The sequence below is a fragment of the Halorubrum sp. Ib24 genome (genome assembly GCF_002252745.1).
Lineage (GTDB): Archaea > Halobacteriota > Halobacteria > Halobacteriales > Haloferacaceae > Halorubrum.
This window is the reverse complement of record NZ_NHOX01000041.1, coordinates 1-18,571: the sequence shown is the minus strand read 5'-3', so window position 1 is coordinate 18,571 and position 18,571 is coordinate 1. Positions and strand designations below refer to the sequence as shown.

The following is an 18,571-nucleotide window of genomic DNA, read 5'->3' as shown; positions in this document are numbered from 1 at the left end:
GAGAATCGGCCGACGCGAGCGACCTACCGCCTCGCCGGATGGTCGTCGCGGAGCCGGGACTGCCCCTCGCCGAGCAGCCGCTCGCGGAGGGTGCCGTCGCCGCGGGGAGCGTCGCCGGCGTCGTCCGGGTCCGGAACGAGTCCGCGCTCGCGGAGCTCCGGGACGACGAGGTCAACGAAGTCCGTCAGCGAGTCGGGGCGGACGACCTCCTTCACGTTGAATCCGTGGACGCCGACCTCCTCGTGCCAGTACGCCAACTCGTCGGCGACCACCTCGGGGGTACCGACGATCTTCGGTGAAGTGGTGCCGAGCCCGCAGAACTCCGCGACCTCGCGGACCGTCCACTCGCGGTCCGGCTGCGCCTTCGTGAACGCGTTCATCGTCCCCTGTATCGCGTCCGTCTCGATGTGCTCGACCTTCTGGTCGGGGTCGAGCTCCGAAAGGTCCATGTCGAGGAAGCCGGAGAGGAGCGCGAGCGTCGCCTCGACGTCGACGTGGCGCGTGTACTCCTCGTGCTTCGCCTCCGCTATCGCCTGCGTCTCGCCGACGACGGGGACGACGCCGATGAAGAACTTCAGGCTCTCGGGGTCGCGGCCGTGGTCGGCCGCGCGCGATTTCACGTCGGCCATGTACTCGCGAACGCCCTCCTCGGTCGGCTGGCTGGCGAAGACGGCCTCGGCGTTCGCGGCCGCGAACTCCCGGCCACGGTCGGAGGAGCCGGCCTGATACACGACCGGGGTCCGCTGCGGCGAGGGCTCGCAGCCGTGGGGGCCGGGCACGGAGAAGTGCTCCCCCTCGTGGGCGATCGCAGACACCTTCTCGGGGTCGGTGTAGCGCCCGGCCTCGCGGTCGACCTCGACCGCGTCGTCGTCCCACGACTCCTCCCACAGCTTGTAGCAGACGTCGAGGAACTCGTCGGCGCGGTCGTAACGCGTCTGCTTGTCCATCCGCTCCGAGAGCCCGAGGTTTTCGGCGGCCGACTGGAGGTAGGAGGTGACGACGTTGATCGCGATCCGCCCGTCGGTGAGGTGATCGAGCGTGGAGAACTCCCGCGCGAGCTGGTAGGGATGGGTGTACGTCGTCGACCGCGTCACGGCGAACCCGAGGTCGTCGGTGACCTCCGCCATCGCGGGGACGACGAGCTGCGGGTCGCTCGCGGGCGTCTGGACCCCCTTCTCGACGGCCGTGTGCCGGTCGTCGCCGTACACGTCGTAGATCCCGCGCACGTCCGCGAAGAACACCGCGTCGAACCCGCCGCGCTCGGCGGTCCGGGCGACCTCGGTCCAGTACTCCCGGTCCGCGTACTCCGGCGACCGGTCGCCGGGGAAGGTCCACGACCCCGGCGAGACGTGCTCGACGGAGGCCATGGTAAAGAGGTTGAGATGCAGGTGGTCGGGCATGGACGCGGATACGGGAGGCCCCGGTAATACCCCACAGAAAGGGGCGTCACTTGTCGGCGTCGCGGACGCGGGGAGCGGCGGCGGTGAGCCCGACGGGGCGGGACGACCGTGCGGAGGGGAAGCGGCCTACGGAGACGCCGTCTCCGGCGAGGAGACGTACGCGGCGAAGTCGGAGGTCGTGATGATCCCGATGGGCGTGTCGCCGTCGACGACGGGCACGTGGTGGAACCCGTGCTCGACCATGACCGCGGCGATCGCGGAGACGGAGTCCTGCGCGCTCGCCGTGATGGGATCGCGCGTCATGTACCGCTCGACGGTCGTCTCCGCCTTCGGCTGGCTCTTCGCGACGATGTCGACGAAGTCGGTCGTGGTGAGGATGCCGACTAGGGCGCCGTCGTCGTCGACGACCAGCGCCGAGCTGATGTCGTTGTCGAGCAGCACGGCGGCCGCGTCCTCGACCAGCGTGTCCGGCGTTACCGTGTGGAGCTCGCTCGTCATCAACCGCGCGACGAACACGTCTTCGATGTCGTCCATACGTGTGAGTCCGTCGCTCGGGGTATAAGGATTCCCACAACGATCGTCCGCGACGGCTACAGGAACCGCGAGAGCCCCGACTGTCTGCGCGGCCCGTCGCCCCCGGGGTCGGCCGCCCACGCGGTCCGTTCGTCGCGGAGCCCGTCGCGGTCGACCGCCGGCGGGTCGGCGGGGTCGTACGCGTCACAGCCCGCGCCGCAGTCGCGACCCGGGTCCACCACTCGGTCGAACCGCTCGCAGTACGGGCGGCCGTCGGCGGTCCCCGTCGCGTGCGCGCATCCCGGGGGCGCCGGACGCCACCCCTTTCCGTACGCGCGCTCCGCGATCCGGCGCCGCTTGCGGGCCAACGCGTCCGGGCCGGCGAGCGCCACGTCGGTCCGGAGCGACCGCTCGTCGCGGATCTCGACGCCGGGCGCATCGGGGTCGAGGGGGGACGGCTCGCGGACCACCTCGCGCTCGCCCGTCTCCGGGTCGAACCGCCAGACTCCGACCGGGTCGGGGATCCGGTTCAAGTGCGCGCGGGTGACGTACGAGGCGGTGGCGAGAATCGCCTCGTCGAACAGGCCGAGCGCGACGTCGTACCGCAGTTGGGCCGCCAGATCGCCCGGCGTCCCGAGGTCGGGCTTGTTCTCGATCGCGGTCAGGGAACCGATCCAGTCGTCGGGGTATCTGGCGGTCGCGCGCACGACCGGGCGCCCGTCGCGGCGCTCGCGTTCGAGGTAGCCGACCTCGGCCGCGCGTTCGACGACCGCCGCCGCCCGGTCCGGCGGGAGGTCGAACGCCTCGGTCACGGGGACCGCCTCCCCGGGCCCGACCGCCGCCTCGATCGCGGGGTCCGGGATCCGCTCGGGCGCGATCGCCGCCCGCCGACTGAACTCCGGTCCGGGTTCCAGCACGCAGACGTCGACGATCCGGCCGCCGGGGTTCGTGACCCCCGCGCCGAGCTGGCGGGCGACGACCCGGTCTGTCGATTCGAGCGCGGCGCACAGGGCCAGCTCGAACCGGAACTCCATGAAAGAGGTGAGGGGCGCCGGCGAGTAAAGCGCGTCGGCGCGGGCAGGGTTCGACCACGGCGAGCGGCAGGGGAGACGGGACCGCAACGGGAAGGCGGGACCGCGACGGGAGCGGCGGGGAAACGGGACCGCGCCGCCGCGGTCGAAACCGGTATTCCCGGCCGGCGCCAACGTCGACCATGCGCCGGGTCACCCGGAACCTCCTCGTCGCCATTGCGCTGGTCATCGTCGCCCTGCTCGCGTTGGGGGCCCTGCCGAGCTACCTCGGCAGCGGCGATCCCTACTACCTGACCGCCGAGCCGATCGAGACCGACGGGCCGGCCGTGGACGCGAACAACGTCTCGGAGCGCCGGTGGCCGTTCCTGACGAGCGCGCTCGCGAGCGACGACGGTCGCTCCGACCCGTACCGGGCCGACGCGTACGGGATCAAGAAGTGGTTCACCCACACGCCGTTCGACGAGGTGGACGCGCTCGCGCGACAGACCCCAGAGGCCGCGACCGGCGACGCGGTCCGCGTGCGGTACGAGGGGACGGTTTATCGCGTGGAGGTGGTTCGCCCGTGAGCGACGACGGTGAGCGCGCGAGCGACGAGGGCGACGCGCCCCGCCGCAACGACTCGGGCCGCGACGACGCGCCCGCCGCCGACCTCCGCGACCTCCCGGCCTTTTCCGACGGTCGCAACCACTCGCTGCCGGGCGAGCCGGAGTGGCCGGTACGGGAGGTTGCCGTCGAGTACGACCCCGGCTGGTTCGTCGGGGGGCCCGACCGCGTCGAGCAGCCGGACGGCTCGGAGAAGAAGTACTACTGGGCGGAGCTGTCGCCGGCGACGGTCGTGATCGCGGTCGCCGACGGCGACGTGCTGTTCGTCGAGCAGTACCGCCCGACCGTGCGGAACACCCAGCTGGAGCTGCCCGCCGGGATCGTCGAGCGCGGCGAGTCGTACACCGCGGCCGGGGCGCGCGAGCTCGCCGAGGAGACCGGCTTCGCGCCCTCGTCGACGTCGCTGTTACAGGAGGTGTGGTGCTCGACGGGCGTGCTCCGGCACACGCGCGGGTACGTGTTCGCCGAGGGGCTGGAGCCGGTCGACGTCGACCACGACAGCAACGAGTTCCTCTCGCCGCGCGCGGTCCCGATCGAGGAGGCGCTGGAGGTCGCACGCGACCCGCCGACGAACGACGCGACGCTGGAGGGGCTGCTGCTCGCCGAGCGGGAGGGACTGCTGTAGGGGGAGACCGAATTTCGACGACGACGAGGGAGCGTGCGGCCCCGGAGCGAAGGCGACGAAAAACCGACGAACGTCCAGTTCACGGGCGAGAAGCGGGGATATTAGTCGTCTCGGCCCCTGTCTGTTACCATGAGTCAGACCTCGAAGCAGTCGGTGTTGCTGTCGGACGACCCGCCGCTCGACCTCCGTCTCTCGGAGTCGGAGCTGGAGGCGACCCGCGAGCGCGTCGTCGCGTTCATCGGGGACGTCGTCGACGACGCGGACGCGGAGGGCGCCGTCCTCGGCCTCTCGGGCGGAGTCGATTCGACGCTGACCGCCTACCTCGCCGTCGAGGCCCTCGGCGAGGACGGGCTCCACGGGATCACGATGCCCTCGGCGGTGAACGACCCGGACGTGATGACCGACGCCGAGCGCGTCGCCCACGAGCTCGGGATCGAGTACGACGTGGTCGAGATCCAGCCGATCGCGGAGTCTTTCTTCGACGCATTCCCGGAGGCCGCGGCCGATCAGACGGCGGCCGGGAACGTGTACGTCCGGACCCGCGCGGTCCTCAATTACCTCGTCGCCAACGCGGAGAACCGGGTCGTGCTCGGGACGGGGAACCGCGCGGAGGCGATGACCGGCTACTACACGAAGTACGGCGACCAGGCGGTCGACTGCAACCCGATCGGGAACCTCTACAAACAGCAGGTCCGGCAGCTGGCGGCGCACGTCGGCGTCCCGCGCGAGCTCGTGATGCAGGAGCCGACCGCGGGGATGTGGGAGGGCCAGACCGACGCGGAGGAGATTGGCCTCGACTACGACACCGTCGACGCGATCCTCGCCGTCCACGTCGACGGCGGGCTCTCCCGGGCGGCGACGGTCCGCGAGCTCGACGTGCCCGCCGAGGCCGTCGACCGCGTCGTCGAGCTCCACGATCGCAGCGCTCACAAGCGGTCGATGCCGCCGGCTCCGGAGCGGTAAGCGGCGTCAGCGGGGACGGCGAGGGCCGGAGCGGAGAGCGGGCCGAAGCGGAGAGTGGGCCGAAGCGGAGAGCGGGCCGAAGCGGAGAGTGGGCCGAAGCGGAGAGCGGGCCGAAGCGGAGGGGGTCGGAACGGAGAGCGGGCCGTTCAGGCGTCGTGCGCCCGTTGTTTCGTGACCTCCGCGATACCGGCGTTGGCCGAGCAGTTCGGGCACGCGTGGATCCGGCCGCGCGCGTCCGAGAACACGCGGGCGAACCGGTCGGAGACGTGCGCGTCGCAGTGTTCACACGTGGGCATGGCAGGGGCTCCTCTCGTGTGAGGTGGCGTCGTGTATCATGGTGTTCTGTGCGTGTGAGAGTTGGTCACGAACGCCTAAGTGGGCTTTCCGAACTCCGGCCCAAATTACGCCCAAAACTCCGGCCGGTCGCCGGGAGACGGGGGCGGTCAGAACGCTCGCAGGTCTTCGAGCACGGCTAGCGCGGAGCCGTCGTCAACGGCCCCGCGGGCGGCGTCGAGTCCCTCCTCGATCGAGTCGGCGTCCTCGCGGGCGTAGATCCGGAGCGCGGCGTTGACCGCGACCGCGTCGGCGAAGGCGTCGTCGCGCTCGCCGGACAGCACCTCCTCCGTGATCCGCGCGGAGTCGACGGCGACGTCGTCGACCGCGAGGTCCGCCTCTTCGAGGTCCATCCCGTACTCGGCGGTCTCGATCTCGAAGTCGTCGAACGACGCGCCCTCGCTGCCGGCCGCGTCGCCGTCGTCCGCGCTCGCTCCCTCGCCGTCGCTCGCGGGGGCCGCGTCCCACTCGGCGACCTTGGTGTAGCCGGGCCGCACGTCGTCGTACCCCTCCATGCCCTGGAACATCAGGACGCGGTCGAGGTCGTGGAACTCGCTCTCGACGAACGTGTCGACCACCTTCTTCGCGAACGCGAGGTGGTAGAAGGAGCCGAGGTGGACGGACGCGCCGGCGGGGTTCGCCAGCGTCTCGATCGTGTTGACGAACGTCCGGACCCCCATCATGTCCCGGCGGTCGAACAGGTCGTCGATCGCGGGGTTGAACGCGGGCTGGTAGTAGAAGCCGAAGCCGGTCTCGTCGACCATGTCGGCCGAGTCCGCGGGGGTCAACTCGGTGTGGACGCCGAGTTCTTCCAAGACGTGCTTGTACGCGTCCTGCTTCTGCGTGGGGACGCGGTCGCCCGAGTGGACGACGACGGGGGTGCCCGCGGCGGCCGCGACCGCCCCGGCCGCGACGCCGAGGATCGCGGAGCGCCCCTTGCCGTCGTAGTTGGCGCCGCAGTCGACGGGGTCGGCGTCGGGTTCGGCGTACTCGACGCGCTCGCACATCACGTCGACGTACGCGCCAAGTTCCTCGGGCGTGTTCCGCTTCCAGCGGTTCGCGAGCCAGAACGCCCCGAGCGTCGTCGGGTCGGGCTCGTCCGCGAGGATGCGTTCGAACGCCTCGGTCGCCTGTGCGCGCGTCAGGTCGTCGGCCGACTTGTGGCCGGAGCCGCAGACCTCGGTCATCAGCCGCTTGAGGGGCCAGTCGCCGAACTCCTGAGTCGCCTGAGCCATACGCGTCGTTCGGGTCCTCGGACGAAAAGTCCCTCGCTCGGCTCCCGTGCGGTGGGAACCGACCGGCCGAGATCGAACCCGGCGAGAGCGGCCCCGTCAAGTGCAGGCCCGGCGAGAGCGGACCCGGCGGGTGCAGGCCCGGCGAGTGCGCGCGAGCGACGAGCCCACCGACGCGACCGTCTCTCTCCGGTTCCGTGGTACTGAATCACACACACTAAACCACCAATCGTTGTGTTTTATCTTCTTACACTGTACATTCTAAGTACTCTATCGTCACTAGAGTTTGTAACACACTAAGATAAGCGTTAGAGTTATATGTATGTCCATCCAGTAAAGAATTGTTCCCGATGACGTCCAAATCCGTGGCCACCGCACTCACGCTGTATCGCGCCCGCACTCTGACGCTCGAACAGGCCGCCACCGTCGGCGGCTGCTCGGCGGCGGAGTTGGAGGAGAGCGCCCGGGCGTTCGCGCCGGCGCCCGGGACGGCCCCCGCTGACGACTGACTCCTCCGCGACGACCGACGGTTCCCGGAACCGCTGACCACCTCCGAAACCGGTAGGTACGCGCGGTCCCAACGGGACGCAATGAGTTTGGACGCCGATTGGCGGGCCGACATCGACTCGGTCGACGCCGTGCTCATCGACGAGTTCCAGAGCGACTTCCCCGTCGAGTCGCGCCCGTTCGAGCGGGTCGCCGGCGAGATCGCGGCCGAGACGGGCGTCGACGTCGACGCCGCGGCGGTGCTCGACCGCGTCCGCGACCTCCGCGAGCGGGGGGTGTTCCGGCGGTTCGGCGCGGTGCTCAATCCGCCCGTCATCGGCTCGTCGACGCTGGCGGCGGTGCGGGCGCCCGACGAGCGGTTCGACGAGATCGCCGACGTGATCAACGGCTACCGGCAGGTGAACCACAACTATCGTCGCGACCACGAGTGGAACCAGTGGTTCGTCGTCACCGCGGGCTCCCGCGAGACGCGCGACGCGATCCTCGCGGAGATCGAGGATCGGACCGGCTGCGAGGTGCTGGCCCTCCCGATGCTGACAGACTACTACATCGACCTGGAGTTCCCCGTGGTGAACGGGGACCGGTTCGCGCGCGAGTCGCTCGACCACACGGCGGTCTCCGCCACCCGCATCTCGGAGGACGCCCGGGGCGACCTGACCGCGCTGGAGGCCGATCTCCTCCTGGCGATCCAAGACGGCTTCCCGCTGTCGGCGACCCCCTACGCCGACGTGGCGGCCGAGATCGACGCCCCCCTCGACGACGTCCTCGCGGCGGTCGATCGCCTCCTCGCGGACGGCTGTATCAAGCGGATCGGCTGCGTCGTCAACCACGTCGTCACCGGGTTCACGAACAACTGCATGGTCGTCTGGGACGTGCCCGACGACGAGCTCGACGAGCGCGGCGAGGCGGTCGGCAGCCTCCCGTACGTCACGCTCTGTTACCACCGCCCGCGCCGGCCCGAACAGGAGTGGGAGTACAACCTGTTCACGATGATCCACGGGCGCGAGGCCGAGGCGGTCGACGCGAAGATCGACGAGCTGGCGGCCGAGCACCTCCCGTTCGACCACGAGCGGCTCTACTCCACGGAGACGCTGAAACAGACCGGCGCGCAGTACGAGGACCTCGTCGCCGACGAAGAGGAGTGAGGAAGGGGTCTATCGGGGTTCAGTCGGTTCAGTCGTCGCCGAGCGACGGCGACGAGCCGTCCGCGTCGGTGCCGGGCGCGTCGCGGCCGCGGCCGCGGACGCCGGCGTCGAGCCCGCTCCCCGCGCCGAGCCGATCGAGCGCGTCCGCGCCGGCGACCGCGACGACGACGAAACCGACCTTCGAGACGACGTCGAGGTAGACGAACACGAGCATCTCCGTGGAGCCCGTCAGGAGCCCGAGACCGGTTGGCGCGAGCACCCACACGACGGGGTACAGCGTCCAGAGGACGACCGTGATGTTCCGGAGCGTCCCGAAGACGGCGCGGACGCGGTCCCCCTCGGCCGACGCCGAGCGCGGGAGCGCGGCGAGCAGGCCGTAAACGAGCGCGGCGTACGCCGCCGCGGCGACGCCGAACAGGGCCCACGAGAGCGTGCCGGCGGTGACGACCGCGGCGGTCCCGCCGGCGATGATCACCACGTCGACCGCGATCAGCCCGGCGAGCAGCCGGCGCGACGGCCGCGCGAGCAGCCCGAGGTACAGGATCAGCAGCGGCGTCGTTATCAGCCAGTCGACGTAGCGGGCGACCTCGAGGTCGCCGCCGGGCGTCGACAGCACGCCGAAGCCGAGCGCCATCGCGAGGTACGCGAGCGCCGCGACCCCGGTGACGCCGGTGAGAGTGGCGTAGTACCGCGCGTGCGACTCGCCGGTCTCGGACGACCCCGTGAGCCACGCCCACAGCGGCGGGACCGTGCCCGCGCCCATCGCGAGGACGCCGAGCCACGCCCATATCGTCGTGTCGGCGATCATCTCGGGTCACCTCCCTCCCCGGCGGCGCCGTCGTCGGGCGCGTCGGACGAGAAGTCGAAGGCGGAGTCGTCTCCCCCGCCGTCGGTTCCGGGGTCGCCGCCGCCCGCCGTCCCGCCGTCGGAGACCGCCGTCGCCGTCGCGGGCTCCGGGCCCCCTCCGAGCGCGTCGTCGGCCGCGAACTCGAAGCCGCCGACGGCGTCGCGCAGGCTGCGGGCCCGGTCGGAGAGCGACTCGGCGGCGGTCTCGACCGCCCCGAGGGTCCGCTCCTGCTCGTCGACCGCGCCGGTGACGTCGCCGGCCGCGCCGGCGGTCTGCGCGCTGATCGCGGAGACGTCCTCGACGTGGCCGACGACCGCGTCCACGGAGTCGGCCTGCGTCTCCGTGGCGCGGGTGATCTCGGTCATGCTGGTGTCGGTGCGCTCGGAGGCCTCCGCGAGCCGTTCGAGCGCGTCGATCGACGTCTCGACGGTCTCGACGCCGGCGGAGATCCGCTCTTCGGTGCGCTCCATCGCGTTCGCGCCCGTCTCCGCGCGCTCCTGTACGGAGTGGATCCGCGCTTCGATCTCGCTCGCGGACTCCTGCGTCTCCTCGGCGAGCGCCTTCACCTCCTCGGCGACGACCGCGAAGCCGGCGCCCTCCGCGCCGGACCGGGCCGCCTCGATCGACGCGTTGAGCGCGAGCAGGTTCGTCTGCTCGGCGATCTCCGAGATGGTGTCGACGACCTCGCCGATCTCCTCGACCTCCGCGGCGAGCGCCTCGACCTCGGCGGTCGTCTCCGCGGTCGTCTCCTCGACCGCGTCCATCTCCGCGAGCGCCTCCTCCGCGGCCTCCCGTCCCTCCTCGCCGACCGCCGCGGCGTGCTCCGCGGTCTCGGCCACGTCGGTGACGGTGGAGGCGACCTCCTCGGCCGACGACGCGAGGTTCTCCGCCTCGTCGGTCGCCGCCTCGAGGTCGTCGCGCTGGGTGCGCGCCCCCTCGGCGATCTCCCCGACCGCCTCGCTCACGGTCCCGGTCGTCGCCCGCAGGCTCTCCGTGCGGTCGTCGACGGTGCCGGCGACGTCGGCGGTGTCCTCGGCGACCGTCGCGACCGACGCCACCGTCCCCTCCAGCTCGTCGGCCATCTCGTTGAAGGCGGCGCCGACCCGAGCCATCGCCTCGTTGTCGCTCTCGGTGTCGACGCGCTGGGTCAGGTCGCCGTCGGCGAGCGCCCGCATGGCCGACTCGTACTCGGTCGCCTTGCGCTCGACCGTCTCGGCTCGCTGCGTCGCCTCCCGGCGGGCCTCCTCGGCCTCCCGGCGGGCGGTCTCCGCGTCGTCGATCTCGGCGCGGAGCGAGCCGCGCATGGCGTCGAACGCCTCGAACAGCCGACCGATCTCGTCGGTCCGGCCGGTCTCGAGCGTCACGTCGAGGTCGCCCTCGGCCATCCGCTCCGCCTTCGTCGTGAGCTGGCGCAGCGAGATGACCGTGTTCGACCCGACCGTGACGCCGATGAGCGCGAGCCCGATCACCGTCAGCAGCGTCATCCCGATGAGGCCGGAGCGGATCTCCGCGCCGACCGCGCCGATTCCCTCCGTCCGGAGGTAGACGACGGCCCCGTACGTGACTGAGATCCCCGTGACGCCGATCAGCGACAGCGCGAGCTTCGCGCCGTAGCTCGACCGGACGCCGGAGAACGGTCCCTCTTGCATGATGTATCGATCCACAGGGAAAGCATCAGGATAATAACTTGGGCAAAAATATCAATCATGAGAACCCTGCGGCGCGAAGTCGGTCGGAGACCCCGTCGACCGACGGGCGGCCCGACGCCGACCCGAGATCGAGGGGAACGAGGTGGACCGGTACGTTCACAGGGATTGCGCCCCCCGGGCAGGTATGTCCGACGCGTTCGATCGGCTCGGGTACGGGACGTACAAGCTGGCGGACGGCGAGGAGTGCGTCGCCGGGGTCGCCCACGCGGTCGAGACGGGGTACCGCCACGTCGACACCGCGCAGGGGTACGACAACGAGGCGTCGGTGTCGGCGGGGATCGACCGCACCGACGTCGATCGCGACGACCTGTTCGTCGCGACGAAGCTCTCGACGGACAACCTCTCGTACGACGACGCCACCGCGACCGCGCGGGTGAGCCGGGACCGGCTCGGCGTCGACTCGATCGACCTCCTGTACGTCCACTGGCCGATCAACACATACGACCCCGACGAGACGCTGCCCGCCCTCGACGACCTCGTCGACGAGGGCGTCGCCGACCGGATCGGGCTCTCGAACTTCCGTCCCGACCAGCTCGAGGCGGCTATCGACCGGCTCGACCACGACGTGTTCGCCCATCAGGTCGAGTGCCACCCCCTGCTCCGCCAGCCGGAGCTTCGCGAGCTCGCGGTCGAGCACGGCCACTGGCTCGTCGCGTACTCGCCGATCGCGCGCAACCGAGTCGCCGACGTGGACGTCCTGCGAGATATCGCCGCGAAGCACGACGCGAGCCCGGCGCAGGTGAGCCTCGCCTGGCTGCTCTCGAAAGAGCGGGTCGCGCCGATCCCGAAGGCCGCGAGCGCCGATCACGTCGAGGCGAACTGGGCGGCGCGCGACCTCGACCTCGATCCCGTGGACGTCGAGCGGATCGACGCTCTCGACCGCGAGGATCGAGTCGTCGACTTCGACGAGGCGCCGTGGAATCACGGGTGACGGGAGGACCTCCCGGCCGGTTCGGTATATAGCCGTCCGGAGCCGATCCCACCGCTACGACCCTCTCATAGTCGGTTTTACGTCGGTTCCGGCCGACGCCAACACCGTGACCGACCCCGAGACCGATCCCGCCGGTCGGCCGGCGCTGCTCGCCGCGACGCCGAGCGCGGAGTGGGTCGCCGGATGGCTCCGCGCGCTCGCCCTGCTCGCCGGCGCGACGGCGCTGTTGCTCGCGCTGATCGCGTTCGAGCTCCTCGTTCGGCTCTGAGCGGGGCGCGGCGGTCGCGGCGGAGTCGCCGCGGCGACGTCGCCGAGCCCCCGCCGTCGCCCGAGGCGGAACTGAACGCCGCGTCGCACCGAACCGCGACCCTGACGTCCCGTCCGTCGCGATTTCACTTCCGCTTTCGGGCGCGTTTTTAAAAGGCGTCGGGACGACGTGACGGGTATGGCCCAGTCCACGTTCGACGACGACGACCTGTTCGGGGAGGCGGCCGCGGAGACGCGCGCGGAGGTCGAAGAGCACCTCGCGGCCGCTCGGGCGGAGCTCCCCGACGCGGACGACGTGTGGGAGACGGACGCGGACAACGTGCTCGGCACCCTCAACGGGCTCAAGTCCGCCCTAGACGTCGGCGACGCGATCGGCTCCGTCCGGTCGGCGAAGAAGGCGTACGTGCTCGGGGAGCGCGCCGACGCCTTCGAGGACGCCGACGATCTGAAAGCCGAGATCGAGGAGCTGGAGTCGCTCGTCGGCGACATCGAGAGCGCCGCCGAGGAGGTCGCCTCGCTCACCGGCACCGTCCCCGCGATCCGCGGGGCCCTGCAGGACGCGGCGGAGGCCGCCGAGGAAGGCGACGAGTAGGGTCCCCCGTTTTCACTCGGACTCCCGCTCGACGACCGCCGCCGCGAGCGACGCGAGCGCGTCGCTCGCGAGGCTCAGGAGCTCCTCGCCGCGCTCGGCGTCGCCGGCGGTCGGGTCGCCGACGATGCCGTTCTCGGTGAATTCGTCGGAGTCGTGCGCGAGGTTCACGCCCGAGACCCACTCGCCCCAGCGGTCGGCGGCGCCCTCGCCCGCGGCCGCGACGCGGTCCTCGCGGACGAGGTCGGGGTTCGTCGCGCGCAGCAGCGCCGTCTCCAGCGGGCCGGCGTGGCCCATGTCGGCCCCGTGCTCGTCGACCGCCTCGAACCACGTGAACGCGACGGCGTAGCCGTCGTGGGCGTCGTCCCGGGAGAATCGCCGGGCGACCTCCGCGAGCGCCGCCACGTTGCCGCCGTGGCCGTTGACGAACACGATCCGGTCGATCCCGTGGTGCGGCAGCGATTCGGCCGCCTCGCGGACGTACGCGCGGAAGGCGTCCGGCGAGACCCACATCGTCCCGTCGAAGGCGCGGTGCTCCTCGGCGACGCCGACGGGGATCGGCGGGGCGACCGCGACCTCCCCGGCGGTATCGCCGGGCCCCTCCGTCGCGTCTCCGTCCGCCGATTCGCCTTCCGTCTCCTCGTACGCCGCCGCCCCGGCCTCCGCGACCGCGACGGCGTCGAGCGTGTCGGTCCCGAGGGGCGCGTGGGGGCCGTGCTGTTCGGTGCTGCCGACGGGGACGAACGCGACGTCGACGTCGGCGTCGCGCACGTCGGTCCAGGTGGCGTCCGTGAGTCGCATGCGGTCCCTTCGACGGGACGCGCCGTATAGCCGACGGTCGGACGAGGGGATCGACCGCGAACGGACCGCGAGTCGCCCCGGGAGTTATTCCGATCCGCGATGACAGTCACCTCATGAGTAATGAGAACGAAGACCGCGGTCGAACGGCGGGGGTGACGTTCGGACCGCTGAAGCGGGCGCTTCGCGAGCACGCCTATCCGGTGTCGGTCGCGGAGTTGATCGAGCAGTACGGCGGCTTCGAGCTGGAGACCGGGAGCGGGGGCGAGCGGCTCGAAACCACGCTGGAGCGGTGCGAGCGGACGCGGTTCCACGAGCCGCGCGAGGTGCGCGACGCGATCCTCGACGCGCTGGGCGAGGAGCCGAGAGGGGAGGCACCGACCGCGGGAGAGCGCGGGGAGGAGAGCGAGGCCGACGGCGCCGACGACTGGAGTCAGCTGTCGACGTGAGCGGCCCGAGGGGAGGCGTCGGGGCGCTTCGGCCCGTCCCGTCCCGCCTCAGTCGTCGTCGGTCTCCGCGTCCTCGATCAGGCGCGCGGTGCGCTTCTGCGCGCGGTCGATGAACTCCTGCGGGAGCTCGTCGATCTCGCCGGCCTGCACGCCCCAGAGGTGGGCGTACAGCCCCCCGTTGTCGAGCAGCTCCCCGTGGGTCCCGCGCTCGACGACCTCGCCGCCCTCCAACACGAGGATGGTGTCGGCGTCCTTGATCGTGGAGAGCCGGTGCGCGATGGCGAACGTCGTCCGATCGGCCGTAAGCCGGTCGAGCGAGCGCTGGATCAGCATCTCCGTCTCGGTGTCGACGTCCGAGGTCGCCTCGTCGAGGACGAGGATGTCGGGGTCCTTGAGGACCGCCCGCGCGATGGTGACGCGCTGGCGCTGCCCGCCGGAGAGCTTCACGCCGCGCTCGCCGACCATCGTGTCGTAGCCGTCCGGGAGGTTCTCGATGAACTCGTGGGCCTCCGCGGCCTTCGCGGCCTCGCGGACCTCCTCGTCGGTCGCCTCGAACGTGCCGTACGTGATGTTCTCGCGGACGGTCCCGTAGAACAGGTACGACGACTGGCCGACGTAGCCGATCGACCGGCGGAGCGACTTGAGCGTCACGTCGCGGACGTTCTGCCCGTCGATCCGGATGGCGCCGTCGTCGACGTCGTACATCCGGAGCAGGAGCTTGAGCACCGTGGACTTGCCGGCGCCGGTCGGGCCCACCAAGGCGAGCGTCTCGCCGCCCTCGACTTCGAAGTCGACGTCGGAGACGATGGTCTCCTCGTCGTAGCCGAAGCTCACGTCGTCGTAGACCACGTCGCCGTCGTCGACGACCAGCTCCTCGGCGTCCGGGTCCTCGGCGAGCCGCGAGGGCTCGTCCATCAGACCGAAGATCCGCGCGGAGGAGGCGCGGGCGCGCTGGTACATGTTGATGATCTGCCCGAACTGCGCCATCGGCCAGATGAACCGCTGGGTGTAGAGGATGAAGACGACGAACATCCCCTCGGAGAGCTCGCCGGAGAACGGGCCGGGCGGACCCTGGAACACCCACAGTCCGCCGATGATGAACGTGATCACGAAGCCGATCCCGGCGAGCACGCGGAGCGCCGGGAAGAACTTGATCCGGGTCGTGATCGCGTCCCAGTTGGCGCCGAAGTAGTCCATCGAGACATCGTCGACGCGGTCGGACTCGTACGGCTCGGTGTTCGACGACTTGATCACCTGAATACCGCCGAGGTTGTTCTCCAGCCGGGAGTTCATCTTACCGACCGTCGACCGCACCTCGGCGTACTTCGGCTGGATGGTCTTGATGAACAGGTAGGTGAACCCGGCGATGATCGGGACCGGAAGCAGCGCGACCAAGGCGAGCTGCCAGTTGATCCAGAACAGCAGGACACCGATCCCGACCACCATCACGGACAGGCGGAACACGGAGTTCATCCCGTCGTTGAGGAACCGCTCCAGCCGGTTCACGTCGTTCGAGAGGATGGACATCATCTCCCCGGTCTGCTTGTCAGAGAAGAACTCCATGTTGAGCCGCTGCATCTTGTCGTAGGTGTCCGTCCGGACGTCGTGTTGGATGTTCTGCGCGAACGCGTTGAACCCCCAGTTCCGGATCCAGTGGAACCCCGCGCCGAAGAGGAACGCCCCGGCCAGCACCGCGATCGTGAACCAGAACTGCTCGGTCTGCGCGGTCGGGAGCCACGCGTCCGGTAGCAACACGAGCGGGATCTGCTCGTTGAACGGGGCCTCGCCGCGGAAGATCGCGTCGAGGGCGATACCGAGCATAAGCGGCGGGAGGAGGTCGAGGAGCCGCGCGAAGACGCTAGCGAGGACACCGACGGAGACCTGCGGGAGGTAGTCGCGACCGTACTCGAGGAACAGGCGTTTCATCGGGTTATCGATCTTGTCCCGTTGTTCCTCGAAGGGGTCGTCTTCTTCCCATTCGACGCTACTCATTACCGTTTCATATCGTATCGCGCCGCAAATAGGTTTCCTTCGAACCGAAATACATAGGCGGAAATCTCCGGTTTCGAAGGCCAACGACCGCGTTTCTGTCGTCGGCTACCCCTGCGAGCACGAGCGGCCCCTCACACCTGCCGGCGTTCGACGGACGGGTCGACGTCGGCGGCGGCGAGGTCCTCGCGGATGCGCCGTCGGAGGGGGTCGGGGATATCGTCGCGGGGCACCGGGCGGCCGTGGCGGTCGCCGTCGCGGCGTCGGTCGCCTCAGGGCCGTCGCCATCGGCGACCGGCACCGTCCAGTAGATGACCCGCTCGGCGTCGGCGTAGAACTCCACCGCGAACCGGTCCCCGCCGCCACCGTCGTAGTGGACGCGGGCGGCGTTGCCCTCGGCGCGCCACCCCTCCCGTCCGACCAGCGCGGCGATCGAATCGTGCATGGGCGCGCTCGGGCCGGCGGACACATGTGGGTGTCGCCGTCGGGTCGCGGGGCTTCCGCCGTCATCGATACCGGTTTACAACCGCCGCTCCGATGTGCGGGCATGTCCCTTCGCGTCACGTTCCTCGGCACGGGCGGCGCCGTCCCGACCACCGAGCGCGCGCCGAGCGCACTGTTCGTCAACCGCGAGGGCGACCGCCTCCTCTTCGACTGCGGCGAGGGGACCCAACGCGGGATGATGCGGTACGGCACCGGGTTCGGGATCGACCACGTGTTCGTCTCGCACCTCCACGGCGACCACGTCCTCGGGATCCCGGGCTTGGTCCAGACGCTCGGGTTCAACGACCGATCGGCGCCGCTGACGGTCCACTGCCCGCCGGGGACGGGCGAGGACCTCCGCGACCTCGTCCACGCGGTCGGGCACGACCCCGCGTTCCGGGTGCGAATCGAGGAGGTCGCGCCCGGCGAGGTCGCGCTCGACGCCGACGGCTACGCGGTCCGCGCGTTCGAGACGGAGCACCGGACCGTCTCGCAGGGGTACGTCCTCGACGAGGACGACCGGCCCGGTCGGTTCGACCGCCCGAGGGCGGAGGAACTCGGCGTTCCCGTCGGCCCGAAGTTCGGCCGGCTCCACGACGGCGAGCCCGTCGAGGCCGAGGACGGGACGGTCGTCGAGCCGGATCAGGTCGTCGGCCCGCCGCGGCCCGGTCGGACGCTCGTCTACACCGCCGACACGCGCCCGCGAGAGCGGACGGTCGAGGCCGCCGCCGGCGCCGACCTCCTCGTCCACGACGCGACCTTCGGCGACGACATGGCCGACCGCGCCCGCGACACGGCCCACTCGACCGGCCGCGAGGCCGGGGAGATCGCCGAGCGCGCGGACGCGAAGCGACTGGCGCTCGTCCACATCTCCTCGCGGTACGCGGCCGACGCCTCGCCGATCCGCCGGGAGGCGCGGGAGGCGTTCGACGGCGACGTGCTCCTCCCGGACGACGGCGACCTCGTCGAGGTGCCGTTCCCCGACGCGGAGGAGTAGGGTCGGCCGAATCGTGGCCCGGATCGACCCCCCCTTCCGGGAAAGCTTGATGAGTCGCGCCGCCGACCCCTCGCGTATGTCAGACGACTGCATCTTCTGTTCGATCGTCGCCGGCGACATCCCGGCGCGGACCGTCCACGAGACCGACGACGTGCTTGCGTTCCTCGACGCCAACCCGCTCGCACGCGGGCACACGCTCGTGATCCCGAAGTCGCACGCGCAGCACGTCGGCGACCTCGACGACGACCTCGCGAGCGAACTGTTCGCGACGGTGACCGAGCTCACCCCGCGGGTGCAGGCCGCGGTCGACGCCGACGGCGCCAACGTCGGGATCAACGACGGCGAGGCGGCCGGGCAGGAGGTCCCCCACGTCCACGTCCACGTCATCCCGCGGTTCGAGGGCGACGGCGGCGCGCCCCTCCACGCGGTGGGCGGGACGCGACCCGACCTCTCCGACGACGAACTGGACGCGGTGGCCGAAGCGATCGCCGGGTGAGGGCGGCCCTCGTCGACGGCCGAGTACCGCGCCCCTGATAAACGGCGGCCCTCGTCGACGGCCGAGTACCGCGCCCCTGATAAACGGCGGCCCTCGTCGACGGCCGGCGTACGACAGAGTTAACAGCGAAACTCCGAGTAGCCGACCGCATGCAGGCGACGACGCTCGCGCTCGTCGGAGCGACCGGCGGCGCGGGGACGACACGGACCGCCGTCGAACTGGCCGCGCTGGGCGCGAGGGACGGCCGCGACGTGGCCGTGGTCGACGCGGCGTTCACGACGCAGGGGCTCTCCGAGTACGTCTCGGGGCGGATAGACCCGGACGTGACGGCGCTCGTCACCGACGAGACCGGCGCGTCGCTGTCGGCGGCGGCGTACGCGACCGACACCGGGTCGAGCGATCGTGACGGGGAACCCGATCTCTCGGGACGCGCCGATCTGCTCCCGGCCCGCGCGCCGTTCGAGCGCGCCGCCCGCGCGAAGACGGCCGAGGCCGCGCGGAAGCTGGAGCGACGGATCGACGAGGCGGCGACCGCGTACGACGCCGTGGTCGTCGACGCCGCCCCCGTGGGGTCGAACGAGGCAGTCGCGGCGGTCACGGCCGCCGACCGCGTCGAGGCGGTGACCCCGGCGACGGCGCACCGCCGCGACGCGCTCCAGCGGCT

General features: G+C 71.0%; 21 protein-coding genes and 1 pseudogene. 12 read left to right on the top strand and 10 right to left on the bottom strand.

Annotated features, from left to right (window positions below; translation table 11 throughout):
• Positions 1-23: 23 nt before the first annotated feature.
• The 3 genes from DJ82_RS11830 to DJ82_RS11820 form a co-directional block, all read right to left on the bottom strand.
• Positions 24-1,400, bottom strand: coding sequence for an LLM class flavin-dependent oxidoreductase (locus DJ82_RS11830; RefSeq protein WP_094522294.1), 1,377 nt, complete (start codon positions 1,398-1,400; stop codon positions 24-26).
• A 126-nt stretch (positions 1,401-1,526) separates the two neighbouring features.
• Complete coding sequence (locus DJ82_RS11825; RefSeq protein ID WP_094522295.1) at positions 1,527-1,934, bottom strand: cyclic nucleotide-binding/CBS domain-containing protein; 408 nt, start codon at positions 1,932-1,934, stop codon at positions 1,527-1,529.
• 56 nt (positions 1,935-1,990) lie between these two features.
• Positions 1,991-2,947, bottom strand: a complete 957-nt coding sequence (locus tag DJ82_RS11820) for a DUF5787 family protein (protein WP_094581881.1) — start codon at positions 2,945-2,947, stop codon at positions 1,991-1,993.
• A gap of 179 nt (positions 2,948-3,126) precedes the next feature.
• On the opposite strand from DJ82_RS11820, the gene DJ82_RS11815 reads away from it, so the two are divergent.
• The 3 genes from DJ82_RS11815 (at position 3,127) to DJ82_RS11805 (ending at position 5,135) form a co-directional block, all read left to right on the top strand.
• Positions 3,127-3,510, top strand: coding sequence for a hypothetical protein (locus DJ82_RS11815; RefSeq protein WP_094522297.1), 384 nt, complete (start codon positions 3,127-3,129; stop codon positions 3,508-3,510).
• Positions 3,507-4,172, top strand: coding sequence for an NUDIX hydrolase (locus DJ82_RS11810; protein ID WP_094581880.1), 666 nt, complete (start codon positions 3,507-3,509; stop codon positions 4,170-4,172). Before DJ82_RS11815 ends, DJ82_RS11810 begins: the two co-directional genes overlap by 4 nt.
• 129 nt (positions 4,173-4,301) lie before the next feature.
• The gene (locus DJ82_RS11805) at positions 4,302-5,135 is read left to right on the top strand and encodes an NAD+ synthase (protein ID WP_094581879.1); all 834 of its coding nucleotides are present in this window, start codon (positions 4,302-4,304) and stop codon (positions 5,133-5,135) included.
• Positions 5,136-5,281: 146 nt separating this feature from the next.
• On the opposite strand, the gene DJ82_RS15025 is transcribed toward DJ82_RS11805, so the two are convergent.
• Together DJ82_RS15025 and DJ82_RS11800 are read right to left on the bottom strand one after the other, a co-directional pair.
• On the bottom strand, positions 5,282-5,431 hold the full coding sequence (locus tag DJ82_RS15025) for a hypothetical protein (protein WP_170938266.1): 150 nt from the start codon (positions 5,429-5,431) through the stop codon (positions 5,282-5,284).
• Positions 5,432-5,578: 147 nt separating this feature from the next.
• On the bottom strand, positions 5,579-6,703 hold the full coding sequence (locus DJ82_RS11800) for an anthranilate phosphoribosyltransferase (RefSeq protein ID WP_094527628.1): 1,125 nt from the start codon (positions 6,701-6,703) through the stop codon (positions 5,579-5,581).
• 347 nt (positions 6,704-7,050) lie between these two features.
• Between DJ82_RS11800 and DJ82_RS15020 the strand changes: the two genes are divergently transcribed.
• Together DJ82_RS15020 and DJ82_RS11795 are read left to right on the top strand one after the other, a co-directional pair.
• A complete protein-coding gene (locus DJ82_RS15020) occupies positions 7,051-7,209 on the top strand; it encodes a hypothetical protein (protein WP_198948058.1) in 159 nt (52 codons plus the stop codon).
• 81 nt (positions 7,210-7,290) lie between these two features.
• A complete protein-coding gene (locus DJ82_RS11795; RefSeq protein ID WP_094557033.1) occupies positions 7,291-8,352 on the top strand; it encodes an Lrp/AsnC family transcriptional regulator in 1,062 nt (353 codons plus the stop codon).
• A gap of 28 nt (positions 8,353-8,380) precedes the next feature.
• Here the strand turns inward: DJ82_RS11795 and DJ82_RS11790 are convergent, their stop codons facing one another.
• Complete coding sequence (locus DJ82_RS11790) at positions 8,381-9,160, bottom strand: bacteriorhodopsin (RefSeq protein WP_094522301.1); 780 nt, start codon at positions 9,158-9,160, stop codon at positions 8,381-8,383.
• Complete coding sequence (locus tag DJ82_RS11785) at positions 9,157-10,848, bottom strand: methyl-accepting chemotaxis protein (RefSeq protein WP_094581890.1); 1,692 nt, start codon at positions 10,846-10,848, stop codon at positions 9,157-9,159. Before DJ82_RS11785 ends, DJ82_RS11790 begins: the two co-directional genes overlap by 4 nt.
• A gap of 184 nt (positions 10,849-11,032) precedes the next feature.
• Here DJ82_RS11785 and DJ82_RS11780 point away from each other — a divergent pair, with 184 nt between their 5' ends.
• The 3 genes from DJ82_RS11780 to DJ82_RS11775 all read left to right on the top strand — a co-directional run bounded on the left by DJ82_RS11780 (position 11,033) and on the right by DJ82_RS11775 (position 12,698).
• The gene (locus DJ82_RS11780) at positions 11,033-11,839 is read left to right on the top strand and encodes an aldo/keto reductase (protein ID WP_094522302.1); all 807 of its coding nucleotides are present in this window, start codon (positions 11,033-11,035) and stop codon (positions 11,837-11,839) included.
• Positions 11,840-11,945: 106 nt separating this feature from the next.
• Positions 11,946-12,107, top strand: coding sequence for a hypothetical protein (locus tag DJ82_RS15015; protein WP_170938268.1), 162 nt, complete (start codon positions 11,946-11,948; stop codon positions 12,105-12,107).
• A gap of 177 nt (positions 12,108-12,284) precedes the next feature.
• Positions 12,285-12,698 carry a DUF5790 family protein gene (locus DJ82_RS11775; RefSeq protein ID WP_094522303.1) on the top strand — a complete coding sequence of 138 codons (414 nt, stop codon included), beginning with the start codon at positions 12,285-12,287 and terminating at the stop codon, positions 12,696-12,698.
• Positions 12,699-12,710: 12 nt separating this feature from the next.
• Here the strand turns inward: DJ82_RS11775 and DJ82_RS11770 are convergent, their stop codons facing one another.
• Complete coding sequence (locus tag DJ82_RS11770; protein ID WP_094557032.1) at positions 12,711-13,496, bottom strand: creatininase family protein; 786 nt, start codon at positions 13,494-13,496, stop codon at positions 12,711-12,713.
• Positions 13,497-13,609: 113 nt separating this feature from the next.
• Here DJ82_RS11770 and DJ82_RS11765 point away from each other — a divergent pair, with 113 nt between their 5' ends.
• Positions 13,610-13,942, top strand: a complete 333-nt coding sequence (locus tag DJ82_RS11765) for a hypothetical protein (RefSeq protein ID WP_094522305.1) — start codon at positions 13,610-13,612, stop codon at positions 13,940-13,942.
• Positions 13,943-13,990: 48 nt separating this feature from the next.
• Here the strand turns inward: DJ82_RS11765 and DJ82_RS11760 are convergent, their stop codons facing one another.
• Complete coding sequence (locus tag DJ82_RS11760; protein WP_094522306.1) at positions 13,991-15,934, bottom strand: ABC transporter ATP-binding protein; 1,944 nt, start codon at positions 15,932-15,934, stop codon at positions 13,991-13,993.
• A 131-nt stretch (positions 15,935-16,065) separates the two neighbouring features.
• Positions 16,066-16,376 (bottom strand): annotated as a pseudogene (locus DJ82_RS11755) (hypothetical protein).
• Positions 16,377-16,478: 102 nt separating this feature from the next.
• Between DJ82_RS11755 and rnz the strand changes: the two are divergent.
• From rnz to DJ82_RS11740, 3 genes are all read left to right on the top strand, one after another.
• Positions 16,479-17,411, top strand: coding sequence for a ribonuclease Z (rnz, locus tag DJ82_RS11750; protein WP_094581878.1), 933 nt, complete (start codon positions 16,479-16,481; stop codon positions 17,409-17,411).
• 76 nt (positions 17,412-17,487) lie between these two features.
• Complete coding sequence (locus DJ82_RS11745) at positions 17,488-17,907, top strand: HIT family protein (RefSeq protein ID WP_094524619.1); 420 nt, start codon at positions 17,488-17,490, stop codon at positions 17,905-17,907.
• A 149-nt stretch (positions 17,908-18,056) separates the two neighbouring features.
• A partial coding sequence (locus DJ82_RS11740; protein WP_143420551.1) for an AAA family ATPase occupies positions 18,057-18,571 on the top strand: 515 nt, incomplete at its 3' end.